At 45.8% G+C, this 16,408-nt stretch carries 10 protein-coding genes; 5 read left to right on the forward strand and 5 right to left on the reverse strand.

The annotated features are described in order from the left end of the window. The first annotated feature begins 50 nt into the window (after nucleotides 1-50). On the forward strand, nucleotides 51-923 hold the full coding sequence (locus AACM02_RS12650; RefSeq protein ID WP_214062937.1) for a carbon-nitrogen hydrolase: 873 nt from the start codon (nucleotides 51-53) through the stop codon (nucleotides 921-923). A 66-nt stretch (nucleotides 924-989) separates the two neighbouring features. On the opposite strand, the gene AACM02_RS12655 is transcribed toward AACM02_RS12650, so the two are convergent. From AACM02_RS12655 to AACM02_RS12670, 4 genes are all read right to left on the reverse strand, one after another. Beyond that, entirely contained in the window at nucleotides 990-2,210 is a 1,221-nt protein-coding gene (locus AACM02_RS12655; RefSeq protein WP_214062938.1) for an NADP-dependent isocitrate dehydrogenase, read from the reverse strand. A 1-nt stretch (nucleotide 2,211) separates the two neighbouring features. Further along, a complete protein-coding gene (locus AACM02_RS12660; protein WP_214062939.1) occupies nucleotides 2,212-3,570 on the reverse strand; it encodes a citrate synthase in 1,359 nt (452 codons plus the stop codon). A gap of 96 nt (nucleotides 3,571-3,666) precedes the next feature. Further along, a complete protein-coding gene (icd, locus tag AACM02_RS12665; protein WP_339117169.1) occupies nucleotides 3,667-4,923 on the reverse strand; it encodes an NADP-dependent isocitrate dehydrogenase in 1,257 nt (418 codons plus the stop codon). A gap of 13 nt (nucleotides 4,924-4,936) precedes the next feature. Beyond that, the gene (locus tag AACM02_RS12670; protein WP_332456123.1) at nucleotides 4,937-7,189 is read right to left on the reverse strand and encodes an aconitate hydratase; all 2,253 of its coding nucleotides are present in this window, start codon (nucleotides 7,187-7,189) and stop codon (nucleotides 4,937-4,939) included. A 177-nt stretch (nucleotides 7,190-7,366) separates the two neighbouring features. Here AACM02_RS12670 and AACM02_RS12675 point away from each other — a divergent pair, with 177 nt between their 5' ends. From AACM02_RS12675 to AACM02_RS12685, 3 genes are all read left to right on the forward strand, one after another. Beyond that, nucleotides 7,367-9,382 (forward strand): OPT family oligopeptide transporter, encoded by a 2,016-nt coding sequence (locus tag AACM02_RS12675; protein WP_339117170.1) that lies wholly within the window; start codon nucleotides 7,367-7,369, stop codon nucleotides 9,380-9,382. Between the two features lie 24 nt (nucleotides 9,383-9,406). Then, nucleotides 9,407-11,614: a GH92 family glycosyl hydrolase gene (locus AACM02_RS12680; protein WP_339117171.1), complete on the forward strand. Its 2,208-nt coding sequence runs from the start codon at nucleotides 9,407-9,409 to the stop codon at nucleotides 11,612-11,614. A 133-nt stretch (nucleotides 11,615-11,747) separates the two neighbouring features. Then, nucleotides 11,748-13,046 carry a glycosyl hydrolase family 28 protein gene (locus AACM02_RS12685; RefSeq protein WP_214062687.1) on the forward strand — a complete coding sequence of 433 codons (1,299 nt, stop codon included), beginning with the start codon at nucleotides 11,748-11,750 and terminating at the stop codon, nucleotides 13,044-13,046. Between the two features lie 68 nt (nucleotides 13,047-13,114). Here the strand turns inward: AACM02_RS12685 and AACM02_RS12690 are convergent, their stop codons facing one another. Continuing rightward, the gene (locus AACM02_RS12690; RefSeq protein WP_339117172.1) at nucleotides 13,115-14,005 is read right to left on the reverse strand and encodes a cation diffusion facilitator family transporter; all 891 of its coding nucleotides are present in this window, start codon (nucleotides 14,003-14,005) and stop codon (nucleotides 13,115-13,117) included. 219 nt (nucleotides 14,006-14,224) lie between these two features. Between AACM02_RS12690 and AACM02_RS12695 the strand changes: the two genes are divergently transcribed. Next, on the forward strand, nucleotides 14,225-16,369 hold the full coding sequence (locus tag AACM02_RS12695; protein ID WP_339117173.1) for a S9 family peptidase: 2,145 nt from the start codon (nucleotides 14,225-14,227) through the stop codon (nucleotides 16,367-16,369). Nucleotides 16,370-16,408: the final 39 nt, after the last annotated feature.

Genomic DNA, 16,408 nt, shown 5'->3' on the forward strand with positions numbered 1-16,408 from the left:
CTATTCTTCCGCCGGTGCCAAGCGGATTTTTTCTACCAATCAGACAACATATGAAAATCGGAATAATACAACAAGCCAACACGACAGACAGAAACGAGAACGTTTCGCGATTGCAGTCAAAAATCCGCGACTTAGTATCGAAAGGAGCAGACCTAATTGTGTTACAAGAATTGCATAACGGACTGTACTTTTGTCAGACCGAAGAGACGGGTATATTCGACCAGGCAGAGACCATTCCGGGCCCTTCCACCCATTCATTTGGCCAACTGGCAAAAGAGCTGGGAGTGGTTATCCTGTTATCTCTTTTCGAAAAACGGGCTCCTGGGCTGTATCACAATACAGCTGTGGTCATTGAAAAAGATGGAACAATAGCCGGAAAATACCGCAAAATGCATATACCCGACGATCCGGCCTATTACGAAAAATTTTATTTCACTCCCGGTGATTTGGGTTTTAACCCCATAGATACATCGGTGGGAAAACTTGGTGTGCTGGTCTGCTGGGACCAATGGTATCCCGAGGCTGCCCGAATGATGGCTTTAGCGGGAGCAGAAGTGCTCATCTACCCCACCGCTATCGGCTATGAGTCCTCCGATACCGAAGACGAAAAGAATCGTCAACGTGAAGCGTGGATCACTGTTCAGCGCGGGCACGCCGTAGCAAACGGCATTCCAGTAATTGCGGTGAACCGTACCGGTTACGAACCTGACCCATCGGGCCAGACTCGCGGGATTTCATTCTGGGGAAACAGCTTTATCTGCGGACCACAAGGTGAGTTCCTATTTCAGGCAGCAGAAGGTGAAATAACTCAGGTTGTTGAAATAGATAAAACCCGCACCGAAAACGTCCGTCGCTGGTGGCCTTTCCTTCGCGATCGCCGCATCGATGAGTACGGGGAATTGACACGACGGTTCAGGGATTAACAAAAACGGCTCCGCGACGTTATTCCACGTGAGCCGTTCTATCTGATAACCTGAAAACTACGTATATCAATTTAATTTTTTATCCAGATTGCGCTTTAGCGCAGCCAGGAAATCCTGCGTATTCAGGTATTTTCCTTTCACATCATCGCCATATACCAGTACTGCCAGGTCTTTGGTCATTTCTCCGTTCTCAACGGTTTCCACACACACCTGTTCCAGCTTTTGACAGAAATCAATAAGTTCTTGGTTGCCATCAAGCTTTCCTCTGTGTTCCAAACCGCGAGTCCACGCAAAGATTGATGCGATCGGATTGGTGCTGGTTTCCTTGCCTTGCTGATGCTGACGATAATGGCGTGTTACCGTTCCGTGTGCAGCTTCAGCTTCCACTGTACGTCCGTCGGGTGTTACCAAAACCGAAGACATCATTCCCAGCGATCCGAAACCCTGTGCTACGGTATCCGACTGTACATCGCCGTCGTAATTCTTACAGGCCCACACAAAACCACCGTTCCATTTCATCGCTGATGCCACCATGTCATCGATCAGCCGATGCTCATAGGTAATCCCGGCTTCCTGAAACAACTCCCTGAACTCATTCTCATACACTTCCTGGAAAATATCCTTGAAGCGACCATCGTATGCCTTCAGAATAGTATTTTTAGTGGACATATATAGCGGATACTTTTTCGTGAGCGCCATTTGAAATGACGAACGGGCAAATCCATAAATCGATTCATCGGTATTGAACATGGCCATGGCCACACCGTCTCCTTCGAAGTTGTAAACCTCCCATTCTTGCACGTCACCGTTTTCAGCGGTAAAAGTAAGTTTCAGCTTACCTTTCCCTTTGACAATCTTATCCGTGGCACGATACTGGTCACCAAACGCATGACGCCCGATAATGATCGGTTGCGTCCAGCCCGGAACGTACCGCGGGATATTGGAACAAACAATGGGTTCACGGAAAACCGTCCCTCCAACGATGTTCCGGATAGTTCCGTTGGGAGACTTCCACATATGCTTTAATCCAAACTCTTTAACCCGCACTTCATCGGGCGTGATGGTAGCACACTTGACGCCCACGTTATATTTTTTGATAGCTTCTGCAGCCTCAACTGTAACCTGGTCATGGGTAGCATCCCGGTTCTGAATACTCAAATCGTAATATTTTATATCTACATCGAGGTACGGCAATATCAACTGCTGCTTGATAAACGACCAGATAATCCGAGTCATCTCATCGCCATCAATTTCCACAATAGGATTTTGTACTTTTATCTTCGTCATTTTACGTTCTGTCTTTCATCGGTATAAAATCCTGTAACGGACGTACGTTTTTGTATGCAGGACGTATAATTCTTTTGCTGGAGAAATTCAGTTCTTCAATACGATGCGCTGTCCAGCCCACAATACGCGCCATGGCGAAAATTGGTGTAAATACTTCTTCGGGAAGACCGATAGCGTCATAGACAAAACCGGAATAATAATCTACGTTGATACACGTACGTTGTTTAGCTCCTTGTTTTTTGTAATTAAGGAACACTTCCACGCCGCGTTCTTCGATCAACTCCATAAATGCGAATTCGTTCTCACGTCCCTTTTCTTTTGCCAGCTCACGTGCCATCTCCTTAAGCAACCCCGCACGCGGGTCACTGATAGTATAAACAGCGTGTCCTATACCGTAAATAAGCCCTGTCTTGTCATATGCTTCTTTATTCAGTACTTGGGTAAGGTAAGCATCTATTTCGCCAACATCTTTCCAGTCTTTGATATTTTTTTTCATATCTGCGAGCATACCGTTTACTTTCACGTTTGCCCCACCGTGAAGCGGACCTTTCAGTGATCCAATACCGGCAGCAACTGCTGAATAAGTGTCGGTTTCCGTAGAACTGGTCACACGCACCGAAAAAGTAGAGTTGTTACCCCCACCGTGATCGGCGTGCAGGATAAGCGCGAGATCAAGAATTTTCACATCCAGTTCGGTATATTTTCCGGGACCTTTCATCATATAAAGAAAGTTTTCGGCCACCGAATAATTTTCATAGGGATGGCGAACGTGTAAGGAACGTCCCTGTTGATCATGACGCAGTACTTGATAAGCCAGAGCAATAATGGTCGGAAATTTTGCTATCAGATTGATTGATTGATGAATCAAGTTGTCGGGAGAAATATCATCGGGATCCTGGTCATATGTATAAAGCTCCAGTACACTCCGGGCAAGGATATTCATGATGTTCTTCCCTTGCAACGACAAAATATTCATCGTTGCTGTGTGATTAAGAGGCATAGTCTGTGCTAGAAGGCTTGAAAAAGCCTGGAGGTTCTCTTTGTTCGGCAATTTTCCCGATAAAAGCAGGTAAGCCGTTTCTTCAAATCCAAGACGATTGTCTGCCTGAAGGCCGTGTACCAGGTCTTCAACATCAATACCCCGATAAAACAATTTGCCTGGGATGGGCTTCAGGGTTCCATCTTCCTGGCGCTCATAACCAACTACATCGCCCACCCGGGTAAGCCCGGCAAGCACACCGGAATGATCTTCGTTACGAAGTCCGCGCTTCACACCCATTTTGGTAAAAAGATCCTTATCGATATTGCTTGTTACTGCTATCGAGTCTGATAACACCTTAATCAATTGCTTGTTATCCATTATTGTTATTATTTTAATTTATTGGTTTTATTGTGCTTCGGTTATTTCTGTAATTGTAACAGTATTTTACCTGTTTTTGTTTGAACAACGTAGAAACTAAAGTGAATTTATTACTTCTGACGCAAACTCAGAAGTGGATAATGCCTTTCCGTTTTCCATAAACCGGGCCAGGTCGGAAGTAGCGTATCCTTTTTCAAACAGGTTTTCCAGAGATTTTGTGATAAGGCTGCCCGCTTCATTCCAGCCAATATATTCCAGCATCATCACACCCGAAAGCAACATTGAACAAGGATTCGCCTTGTTCTTACCTGCAATATCGGGTGCGGTTCCGTGCGTAGCTTCAAAAATAGCATGTCCGGTTATGTAATTGATGTTTGCCCCGGGAGCAATACCTATACCACCAACCATAGCGGCAAGCTGATCGGAGATATAGTCTCCGTTCAGGTTCAGCGTAGCTACCACAGCGTATTCTTCGGGTTTCAGCAATGTATTTTGCAAGAATGCGTCAGCAATAACGTCTTTAATGAAAACTTTTCCGTTTTCCATAGCCTTGTTATATGCTGCAACTGCTTCTTCCAAGCCTCTTTCGGTTTTTATTTTATTGAAAATATTTTCCGTGAAAACCTGATCAGCAAATTCTCTTTCGGCGAGTGCATATCCCCATTTTTTGAATCCTCCTTCGGTAAACTTCATGATGTTCCCTTTGTGAACCAGGGTAACCGATGGCAGTTTGTTCCTTATAGCGTACTCAATGGCTGAACGCACCAAACGCTCGGTACCTTCCACCGATACAGGCTTGACACCTATGGAGGTGGTTTCAGGAAAACGGATTTTAGCAACTCCCATCTCCTCCTTCAGAAATTTCAGGACTTTCTCAACCTCGGGAGTTCCGGCATTCCATTCGATTCCGGCATAGATATCCTCCGTGTTTTCCCGGAAAATAGTAACGTGAACCTTTTCAGGATGAAGCAGGGGGGTGGCTACTCCTTTGAACCACCGTACTGGCCGCAGACAGACGTATAAATCAAGTTCCTGTCGTAACGCAACGTTCAAGGAACGAATCCCCTCCCCTACGGGTGTAGTGAGCGGCCCTTTGATTCCTACCCGGTATTTTCGAAAAGCCTCCATGGTCTCCGCGGGGAGCCAGGTCCCAAGCTTGTTGTAGGCTTTTTCACCTGCAAGAACTTCTTTCCATTCAATTTTCCGTTTTCCGTTGTAGGATTTCTCAACCGCTTTATCGATGATTTTCCTGACGGAAGCTGTGATCTCCTTTCCGATTCCGTCACCCTCGATAAAGGGAATGACAGGATTATCGGGAAAGGACGAAAGGGTTATCTTCTGTGGGTTATCCATTTTATCAAAAAGTTTACATCATCCCGTTCAATGCACTGCCGGCCTTGAACCAGCCAATCTGTTGTTCATTGTAGGTGTGGGCAGCTTCAAACTCATCCGTAGAGCCATCAGCGTGATGAAGAACAACTTTCAGGTTTCTTCCCGGGGTAAAACCGGTTAAACCGACGATGCTGATTCTGTCCTTTTCCTGCACTTTGTTGTAATCCTCCTTATCAACAAACGTAAGCGCAAGCATTCCTTGTTTTTTGAGATTTGTTTCATGGATACGGGCAAACGACTTTACCAGAATCACTTTCACGTTCAAGTGACGGGGTTCCATAGCCGCATGTTCGCGACTGCTACCTTCACCGTAGTTTTCCTCGGCAACCACGACAGACCCCAGTCCTTCTGCCTTGAATTTCCGGGCCAACGCAGGAACCTCCGTGTATTGTAACGTTACAGGATCAAGAGTTTTATTGGTCTCGTCATTGAATGCATTTACGGCACCAATAAGCATATTGTCGGAAATATTGTCCAAATGTCCGCGGAAGCGAAGCCAGGGGCCGGCCATCGAAATATGGTCAGTTGTACATTTTCCTTTTACCTTTATCAAAAGCGGAAGCTCTTCGTAATCCTTGCCATTCCATGGCTCAAAAGGCTCCAGTTTCTGTAAACGGTTCGACTGCGGATTAATGCTTACCTCTATTTTACTGCCGTCTTCCGATGGAGGCAAGTAGCCGGCATCTTCCACCGCAAAGCCTCTCGGGGGCATCTCAAACCCAACGGGTTCGGCCAGTTTCACTTGCTCACCCTTGGAGTTGGTAAGCGTGTCCGTAAGCGGATTAAATGTTAAATCTCCGGCAATGGTGAGCGCCGCCACCAGTTCTGGCGAAGTTACAAAAGCATGGGTATTGGGATTTCCATCGTTCCGTTTGGCGAAATTCCGGTTGAATGAAGTAACGATTGAGTTTGAGCGCTCCGATTTCTCGTCGGTACGCTTCCATTGTCCGATGCACGGGCCACAGGCATTCGCCATAATTACCGCTCCTGCATCTTCGAATTCCTGTAAAATCCCATCACGTTCAGCGGTATACCGGACCTGTTCCGATCCGGGGTTGATAATGAATCTGGCGTTTACACTTAACCCTTCTTCTTTGGCTTTTCTTACGATATGCGCAGCCCGCGTAAGGTCTTCGTACGACGAATTGGTACAGGAGCCGATTAATCCCACTTCCATTTTCCGGGGATAGCCTTTTTCTTTCACTTCTTGGGCAAACTCAGAAATGGGGAAAGCAGCATCAGGGGTGAAAGGGCCGTTGATGTGCGGTTCCAATTCAGACAGGTTGATTTCGATGACTTGGTCGTAATAGCTTCCCGGGTTGTTGGCTGTTTCTGGATCGGCCTGCAGGTAAGGGGTAATTTTCCGGGCTTCATCGGCCACTTCCTTCCTGCCTGTCCCTTCGAGATAGGCAGCCGATTTCTCATCAAACGGAAAAATGGAAGTAGTTGCTCCTACTTCGGCCCCCATATTACAAATAGTACCTTTTCCGGTCGCAGAAAGTGTTGACGTTCCTTCACCGAAATACTCGATGATGGCGTTTGTACCTCCTTTTACGGTCAGGATACCGGCAAGCTTGAGGATCACGTCTTTCGGCGATGCCCAGCCCGACAATCTCCCGGTCAGCTTCACGCCGATAAGTTTCGGCATTTTCAACTCCCACGGCAATCCGGCCATAACATCCACGGCATCAGCTCCTCCAACACCTATAGCAATCATTCCCAAGCCACCTGCGTTGGGCGTATGCGAATCGGTACCCACCATCATCCCTCCCGGGAAAGCATAATTTTCAAGCACAACCTGGTGAATAATTCCTGCTCCCGGCTTCCAGAAACCGATTCCATACTTGTTGGAAACATCGCGCAGGAAGTTAAACACCTCCTCATTGGTAACCTTTGCTGTATGTAAGTCGGTTTCCGCATTTTTATATGCCTGAATCAAGTGATCGCAGTGTACTGTTGACGGTACAGCAACGTTTTTCCGGCCCGAGTTCATCAATTGCAATAATGCCATTTGCGCAGTTGCATCCTGCATGGCTACCCTGTCGGGAGCGAAATTAACGTAATCTTCGGCGCGCCTGAATTTTTCCAGCGTTACTCCAGGCGAAAGGTGCGCAAATAAAATTTTTTCTGTTAACGTTAACGGACGGCCTAATTTCTGTTTTGCCTGCGTTATTTTTTCGGGAAGCTGACCGTATACCTCACGGATCATGTCGATATCAAAAATCATAGAAATAAAATGGGTATAATGTGATTTATAATGCGATGACTGGCGTTTCAACAATTTAAGGTACGAAATGTTCGAAACAGGCGTCAAAAAAATCAAAACAGTTTCTAACTGAATATTTCACAGATTTTTTGTATTTTCGTGCCATTCATCGCATCATTAAAATAAAAATAAGAAACCATGCAATCAAATAAAGATGACAAACAGCCGGTTAGCTTGCCTGAAAACGCTTACTCAGAGCTTAAGGAAGGTGAGGAGTACAAACCGGTATTACCTGCGGACAGGGCAATCAAAGAAATCACACCCTGGTCTGTAGGAATGGGATTACTGATGGCCATAATCTTTTCAGCAGCGGCAGCCTATTCCGGATTGAAAATCGGACAGGTTTTTGAAGCAGCCATTCCTATTTCCATTATAGCCGTAGGCGCGTCGGCAGCTTTGCGAAAAAAGAACGCACTGGGGCAAAACGTAATTATCCAATCCATCGGAGCTTCATCGGGAGTGATCGTTGCCGGGGCTGTTTTTACCATTCCAGGACTCTACATTCTGCAGGCCAAGTATCCTGAGATTCAGGTGGACTTCTGGCAGATTTTCTTTTCATCGCTCTTCGGTGGATTTTTGGGAATACTGTTTCTTATCCCTTTCAGAAAATACTTTGTAAAAGAGATGCACGGCAAGTTGCCGTTTCCTGAAGCTACGGCGACAACCGAAATTCTGATGACAGGCGAAAAAGGAGGCAATCAAGCCAAACTACTGGTAACAAGTGGTTTGATCGGAGGACTGTTCGACTTCTGCTTTTCGGCCTTGCGCTTGTGGAGCGAAGAGATATCCACACGCATCATTCCTGCCGGGGCCCTGCTGGCTGAAAAGTTCAAAATGGTACTGAAGTTCAACGTCAGCGCACTTATTTTCAGTTTCGGCTATCTTGTAGGATTACGTTACGCCCTTATCATTACGGTTGGGTCTTTGCTTTCTTGGCTTGTACTCATACCCCTGGTAAACGAGATAGGAGCCTTGGCGGCAGCAAACGGAGGAATGAACCCATTCGCGGCAATGTCTGCAGAAGAAATTTTTGCCGTCTACGTACGTCCGATAGGTATTGGCGCCATTGCCATGGCGGGGATTATCGGAATTATCAAATCGTCGGGAGTTATCGGAAACGCTTTTAAACTGGCCATGGGAAGTAAAAAAGGAAAAATCCACGACAGGGAACTCAGGGGAGAACGCACGCAACGCGATCTGAAGATGTCGTTTGTCATGTTGTTCCTGTTTTTGACACTTGTTGCTGTTTTTATATTCCTGCTCGCCGGCGTTAAGGTCACTCTTGTTCAGGCTATTGTAGCGCTGATCACCATAACCGTCATCTCGTTCCTGTTCACTACGGTTGCTGCCAACGCAATCGCCATTGTAGGGACCAATCCCGTTTCGGGAATGACCCTGATGACCCTGATCCTTTCATCGGTAATCCTTGTTGCCGTAGGGTTGAAAGGATGGCAGGGAATGGTCAGCGGGCTAATTATCGGAGGTATTGTCTGTACCGCACTTTCAATGGCAGGCGGTTTCGTGACCGACCTGAAAATCGGGTACTGGATTGGGACAACTCCTGCCAAACAGGAATCGTTTAAGTTCCTGGGAACGCTGGTTTCCGCCGCTACCGTCGGAGCCGTAATATTTATTCTGAACGAGGCGTACGGATTTGTCGCAACTGAAACGCACACCAACCCGATGGTGGCACCGCAGGCCAACGCTATGGCCGCCATTATCGAACCCTTGATGTCCGGTTCGGGTGTCAGCTGGATGTTGCTGGGAATCGGCGCGGTCATCTCTATTCTCATCAACTGGCTGAACATATCCCCGTTGGCGTTTGCGCTCGGGATGTTTATCCCGCTACCGTTAAACACACCGCTTGTAGTGGGGGGATTACTCAACCACTGGATCAGCAAACGTTCAAAAGATCCGGTGCTCAACAATGCCCGCCATCAACGTGCGATACTTATTGCATCGGGTTTTATAGCGGGCGCTGCACTGTTCGGCGTTATCGGCGCACTGGTCATTTTTGTTACAGGCAATGGGAATGCACTCAACTTGCGTATTTGGGAAGACCCGCACGGCACAGGAGCTCAGGTTACTGCTTTGATCGCTTTCACCGCGCTGATCACTTATTTTGTCTGGGAAGCCATGAGGGCGAAGAAATGAACTGAAATAAAGAACAACAAGACAATGAAAAAAATTCTTTTTTGTGTGACGGCAGCCGTGTTGGCTGTTGCCTGCACACAACAAAAACAAGGTATAAAGACCGATGAATCCGATTACACCAAGTACGTGAATCCATTTATCGGGACAGCTTTTACCGGCCATACATTTCCCGGGGCAACCTATCCTCTGGGAATGATTCAGGCCGGACCGCAAACCGGCAATTTTTCGTGGGCATACTGCTCGGGATACTTCTACGAGGATTCGCTGATTCAGGGATTTACACAAAACCGATTAAACGGAACCGGATGCGTAGATCTGGGAGATTTGCTGGTACAACCGCTTTCGGGAGAGAAGCGGGATAGTTTTGACAGCCGTTTCGACAAAGCTACGGAAAAAGCTTCTCCCGGATATTATGCCGTACAACTTTTGGATAACGAAGTGAACGTAGAGATTACGGCGTCGCCACACGTTGCTTTTCACAAATATGCTTTTCCTCAAGGGAAAGCGGCTAATATCCTCGCCGATTTTCAAAGCGGACTGGTGTGGCAGGACGCTCGTTTTCACACACACGTGCTTGATAATGAAGTAACCTTCGAAAGTGACCGGGTAATTTCGGGTTTTACGAGACGGACGGAATGGGTGGAACGGATTTATTACTTTGTAATCGAATTTGACAAACCAATTGTAACCAAAGAAGAACTTCCGAAACGTAGTCCGCTTGAAAAATCGTCACGCTACGTTCTTACGTTCGACATGCACAACGCCGATACGCTAAACATGAAAATTGGGATGTCGTCTGCAAGCGTGGAAGGAGCAAAAGCCAACCTGGCAGCCGAAGTTCCAGGCTGGGATTTCGAATCGGTGCTGCAGGATGCAAAAAAGGGATGGAACAGCTACCTGGCAAAAGTAAAAATAGAGGGATCGGAAGACGATAAAGTGAACTTCTATACATCGATGTATCACCTGTATATTCAACCCAACAACATTGCCGATGTGGATGGGAAATATACGGGTCCAAGCCGTAAAGTGTCGCAATCACCCAACGGAAAATACTATTCCACGTGGTCGCAGTGGGATACTTTCCGGGCAGCCTTTCCCATGTATACCATCCTCACCCCTGAACTTATACCCGATTTTGTGAACTCAATGCTCGACTACAGCGAGCAGCAGGGGCATCTGCCTATCTGGTCGTTGTGGGGACAGGAAACTTACACCATGATCGGGAACCATTCTGTTCCGATGATCGTAGATGCTTACCTGAAAGGGTTTACGGGATTCGATGCTGAACGGGCCTATAACGAAATAAAGAAATCCATTACCGAAAGTAAACACTATAAGTCTGATTGGGATATATACGACAAATTCGGATATTATCCGTATGATCTGATCAAGGTAGAGTCGGTTTCCCGTACACTCGAATGTGGATTCGACGACTATTGCATGGCTGTTTTTGCAGAAAAACTGGGCAAAACGGAGGATGCTGCTTTTTTCAGAAAACGGGCCGATTATTACAAAAATCACTACGACAAAGCGACCAACTCCATGCGTCCGAAAGACTCAAAAGGGAAATGGCTTACGCCTTTCGATCCGTATGCACTGGCGCACGCAGATTCAAATGTCGGTGGACATTATACCGAAGGAAACGCCCTCCAATACACGTGGCATGTGATACAAGATATTCCGGGATTAATTGAATGGATGGGCGGAAAGGAAAAAGCAGGTGAAGTGTTGGATTACCTGTTCAACACCGAGCAGGAATCGACCGGAACGCTATCAGACGTAACGGGACTTATCGGACAATATGCACACGGAAACGAGCCGAGCCACCACGTAGCCTACATTTACCCCTACCTCGACCGTCCCGGGGAAACGCAACGCCTCGTACGGAAGATCTGCACCGATTTTTACAAGAACAAACCCGATGGACTTATCGGGAACGATGATTGCGGGCAAATGTCGGCCTGGTATATGTTCTCGGCAATGGGTTTTTATCCGGTAAACCCCGTAAGCGGCGAGTTTGTGCTGGGCGCCCCACAAGTTACTTCGGCAAGCATTGATATAGGCAACGGCAAATGGTTTACGATGGAGGCCAAAAACCTGTCGAAAGAAAACCTCTACGTCGAGAAAGTGGAACTTAACGGAAAGCCGTACGGCAAGAGAACCATTACGTATAAGGACATAATGGACGGAAGTTCATTGGTGTTTTATATGACAAGTGAAGTTAAAAAGTAATAAGTTTTATCTGTTGTGTATTTAGTAAAAATTAATTGGGGTGTTGTTTCTGTTTCTGTGGATTGGATTTCCGGAATAGATTAGAAACAACCATCCACCTTTGATTTTTAATTTTTAAATAATAAAGACGAAAATGAGAAACGTTGATTTGTTGTTTTGTTTTTTGTGTTTGAATTTTCTTTTATCCGGCTATTGCATAGAAAACATCCACTCACAACCAATTAAAAATGATTTTTTTGTAGACATCACTCCCAATCAATTCAAAGGTTCTGACATTGAACGAATCCAACAAGCTATTCGTCTTGCCCAAAAAACTTCCCGAAAGGTGGTCATCCCGCAAAGCAATGCCAACGGTACACTTGCTTGGAAAATAGACCGGGCTATTTTACTGCCTTCAGACATAACCATCATTTTAGACAATTGCACCATCCAACTTTCCGATGAATGCCGCGACAATATGTTCAGAAGCGAAAATGTAGGAACAGGAATTGAACATCCTGTATGGTTGAATAACATACACCTTATCGGAGTAGGAAAAGTCCTGCTGAAAGGAGCCGATAATCCCCGCGCCACAGGAGATGCCTACCGCACACTGGTAATGGGAACCGGCAAAGGACGGATAAGCTACGGCAGTGACGCTGGAAAGAAAGGCGAAAAACAACGAGGCGACTGGAGGAACAACCTGATTCAGATTGCCTTAGTGGACGAATTTTCCATAAAAAATGTCACGATTCAAAACTCCCATGCCTGGGCCATGAGTTTTGAAAGGACAAAAAACGCCGAAATATCGGCCATCCGTTTCAATAATCCGGAAATCATTGAAATTAACGGAAAAAAAGTGAGTGTATATAATAAAGACGGTATAGATTTAAGGCATGGATGTAAATACTTTAAGATAGACGATATTTCCGGTTTAACCGGTGATGATTTTATCGCTTTATCAAGTTTGGATATTGAACCTTATTATCACTCAAACGGAGATATAAACTCGTATCAGGTGACCTCTACCCGCTGGAACGGTCCCGAGGACGACACCGAACAAATATTCATCACAAACTGCCGGACCAATTATCCGGGAGTAGCAATACGTGCCAGCGATAACGCAAGCATTCATCACGTATACATCGACGGAATTGTTGTAACAAACAGGCCTGACAGCCAGGCACCGTATATGGGAAGCCCTTATACCCTATACATAGGAGGCCGGGGATACGGTAAATTATCCATTGCCGGAAAAATCAACAATATCTATGCATCCAATTTAACAGGAGACGGGAAATCGTTGATTACTATTGAAGCTCCCATAACCGATTGCTTATTTATGAATGGAATTTATACCGGAACAGCACCTTCGGCGATAACGTATAAAATAGATAAATCGGAAACAAAGAATATTATCGAAGTCAACTTGATAAAAACTTCAAAAGATTGAAAAAACAATGTATAAAATAAGCAAACGGTTCTATGGTCAGCAAACGGCTTGCGAAGCGACTTCATGCTTTAGCAACACTCCTCCAGCTCACAGTCTTCATCGGGTGTTTCAAACTCGATGGTAGAATGTTGTACATTTAGCGAGAACAGTCTCCTCCGGATCTCTTTCTTCAGACTATGCAGTTCAGCCATGGACAACGGTTTTGTAAGCACTACATGGATGGTCAGTACGTTATATTCTCCGTCCACCGACCAGACATGCAGGTCATGAACATTTTTTACGTTCATAAGCGCCATAACCGTCTTTTCAATCTCATCGATATTGATCAAATCGGGACTGCCTTGCAAAATAATCCGTAAACTCTCACGAATATTCCGGTATACGTTGAAAAGAATAAACACTGAAATGGCAATGGAAAGCAGCGGATCGATAAACGGTGCATCCACGAAATACATGACGCCGGCACCAAGAAGGACGGCCAGCCATCCCAGTACATCTTCAAGCAGATGTAACGAAACTACTTTTTCGTTCAATGAGCGTCCTTTACGCAGCTTCAGCACTGCTGCGCCGTTCACCACAACACCCAGCACGGCAAGTAAAAGCATTCCCTTTACATCGGGTTGCTGCGGGTTGAACAGCCGCGGAATGGCATTCATCAAAATAAGCACGCTGCCCACAGTCAATATCACCGAGTTGATCACAGCACCCATTAGGGAAAAGCGTTTGTAACCGTAGGTGTAGTTCCTGGTACGCGGACGCTTGGCAATTTTCTGAAAGTACCACGACAAGCCCAGCGAAAAACTGTCGCCTAAATCATGTACCGCATCAGACAGGATAGCGACACTGTTTGTCAGTATGCCACCTACGATCTCAATTACCGTAAAAAGGAGATTAAGAAAAAATGCCACCCGGATGTTCTTGACGTCCTCGTTATAATGGGTATGATTGTGGTGTTGCATTTACTTGTTAAATGAGTTATTTGATATAACATAAGGATAATTTTTTTGTTCATAAAACACAATTATCAATAATAAATCATACATTTGCATCGTTTTAAATCCATATAAACAAACAATTTTTATACGGCCGGCTCAACCGGGATACTGTTTTTCTAAAAAATGCTGACAAAAAAGCATATAAATTGAACTCCATATTGTAAACGAATAAATCCAACAATAATGAAAAGCTGGAATTATATCCTTTCAATAGTTGCTGCAGCGTTGATAACCGCCTGCAACCCTTCGAAAAAAGAAACTGTCATGTTGAAACAATCAGATTTTCCCGCACCACCGGTAGCGGAAGTAATTCCCGACACATTCTCTAATTTCGGGCAAACGCGTATCGATAATTATTATTGGCTGAAGGACAAAAATAATCCGAAGGTGATTGATTACCTGAAAGCGGAGAATGCTTATACCGACACGGTTATGGCATCAACAAAAGCGTTGCAACAAACCATTTACGACGAAATTATCGGCCGGATAAAAGAAGACGATGAAAGTTACCCGTCGTTTTCCGACGGATACTATTATTACAGCCGTACCGAAAAGGAGAAACAATACCGGACCTATTGCCGGCGCAAAGGCACATTGGATGCGCCCGAAGAAATTATTTTCGACGTCAATAAAATGGCGGAAGGGAAGCCGGCATATATTTTCCGGGGATATTCCATTAGTCCCGACAACAGCAAAGCAGCCTATTTCTACAACGAAACCGGTTCCTATGCGGAATTTATTATGAAAGTGAAAGACCTTGCTTCGGGCAAGGATGTTGGATTTACGGTTAACGGCGCTACTTCCGTGGCCTGGGCAAACGATAACAAGACACTTTTTTACGGTATTGTCGACAACACGTTACGCTCCTACCGCATTTTACGTCAGGTACTGGATGGTTCCAGGGCCGACCTGGTATACGAGGAAACGGACGCACGGTTCTCTACTTACGTTTCGGGGAGCAAGACCAAACAATACATTTTTATCTCATCGGCAAGCTCCACTACCGCCGACGAACGCTATATTCCTGCAGATAAACCGCTCGAACAGTTCAAGGTGTTTCTGCCCCGTGTCCAAGACGTGGAATATTCAGTTTATCCGCACAAGGAGAAGTTTTTTGTCCGATACAAAGACAAGGAAAACCTGAACGGAACAATTTACGAAACACCCTTGACAAGCCATGAAGACCGCAACACCTGGAAAGAGTTTCTAGCACACGACAAGAACGTTCGGATCGAAGGTATCGATATCCTGAGAGATTACGTGACAATCGAACTGCGCAGAAATGGGTTGAGTGAGATTATCGCGAAACCTGCTTCAGGCATAGGGGAAATTAAAACCATAGCTTTTCCTGAGCCGGTTTACTCGGCAGGATTAAACGGAAATCCAGAATACGATGCCACCACTTTCCGTTATTCCTATACATCACTCAACCGCCCCGGCACACTGTACGAATACAATATTGCTACAGGTGAGGCGGTAAAACTTAAAGAACAGGAAATTCCTTCGGGCTTCAATCCCGATGATTATGTGGTTGAGCGTCTTTGGGCAACTGCCCCCGATGGAGTGAAAGTGCCTATGGCCATCGTGTACAAGAAAGGATTAAAAAAGGACGGAACCAACCCCGCGTTGATCTATTCCTACGGAAGCTACGGAAGTAGTTCCGATGTGTCTTTCAGCACAAGCCTTTACAGCCTCATTGATCGCGGCTTCGTGTATGCTCTGGCTCAGATACGTGGAGGAAGTGACCTTGGAGAACAATGGTACGAGGAGGGTAAACTGCTCCACAAGAAAAACACGTTTACCGATTTTATCGCGTGCAGTGAACTGCTGGTCAACGAAAAATACACATCTACAAATAAGCTCGCAGCTATGGGCGGTAGCGCGGGCGGCCTGCTGATGGGGGCCGTCACAAACATGCGTCCGGATCTGTATCAAACCATCGTGGCACAAGTACCGTTTATAGACGTTATCAACACCATGCTGGATGACACGCTTCCACTCACTACAGGTGAATACGAGGAATGGGGCAATCCCAACGAAGAAGAATATTACAACTACATGCTCTCCTACTCGCCTTACGACAACATTAAAGCGCAAAACTATCCCAATATGCTCATTACTGGTGGCATTAACGACTCGCAAGTGCTTTTTCACGAACCCACCAAATATGTTGCCAAACTCCGTGCCCTAAAAACCGATGACAACCTCGTGCTATTGCACATGAATATGGATTCGGGACACGGCGGCGCTACAGGGCGTTACGACGGGATTAAAGATACAGCTTTTGAGTTTGCTTTTATTTTGAACAGAGTCGGGATTGAAAAGTAGTGTATCAAACCAAACTTACCGCTAAACGGTTTATCGCTT

The sequence above is a fragment of the Petrimonas sp. genome (assembly GCF_963921705.1).
Taxonomy (GTDB): Bacteria; Bacteroidota; Bacteroidia; order Bacteroidales; family Dysgonomonadaceae; genus Petrimonas; species Petrimonas sulfuriphila.

Excerpts from the sequence above, each read along its gene's own strand:
- AACM02_RS12650 (WP_214062937.1), top strand. The coding sequence starts at position 51 with ATGAAAATCGGAATAATACAACAAGCCAACACGACAGACAGAAACGAG.
- AACM02_RS12655 (WP_214062938.1), bottom strand. The coding sequence starts at position 2,210 with ATGACGAAGATAAAAGTACAAAATCCTATTGTGGAAATTGATGGCGAT.
- AACM02_RS12660 (WP_214062939.1), bottom strand. The coding sequence starts at position 3,570 with ATGGATAACAAGCAATTGATTAAGGTGTTATCAGACTCGATAGCAGTA.
- icd (WP_339117169.1), bottom strand. The coding sequence starts at position 4,923 with ATGGATAACCCACAGAAGATAACCCTTTCGTCCTTTCCCGATAATCCT.
- AACM02_RS12670 (WP_332456123.1), bottom strand. The coding sequence starts at position 7,189 with ATGATTTTTGATATCGACATGATCCGTGAGGTATACGGTCAGCTTCCC.
- AACM02_RS12675 (WP_339117170.1), top strand. The coding sequence starts at position 7,367 with ATGCAATCAAATAAAGATGACAAACAGCCGGTTAGCTTGCCTGAAAAC.
- AACM02_RS12680 (WP_339117171.1), top strand. The coding sequence starts at position 9,407 with ATGAAAAAAATTCTTTTTTGTGTGACGGCAGCCGTGTTGGCTGTTGCC.
- AACM02_RS12685 (WP_214062687.1), top strand. The coding sequence starts at position 11,748 with ATGAGAAACGTTGATTTGTTGTTTTGTTTTTTGTGTTTGAATTTTCTT.
- AACM02_RS12690 (WP_339117172.1), bottom strand. The coding sequence starts at position 14,005 with ATGCAACACCACAATCATACCCATTATAACGAGGACGTCAAGAACATC.
- AACM02_RS12695 (WP_339117173.1), top strand. The coding sequence starts at position 14,225 with ATGAAAAGCTGGAATTATATCCTTTCAATAGTTGCTGCAGCGTTGATA.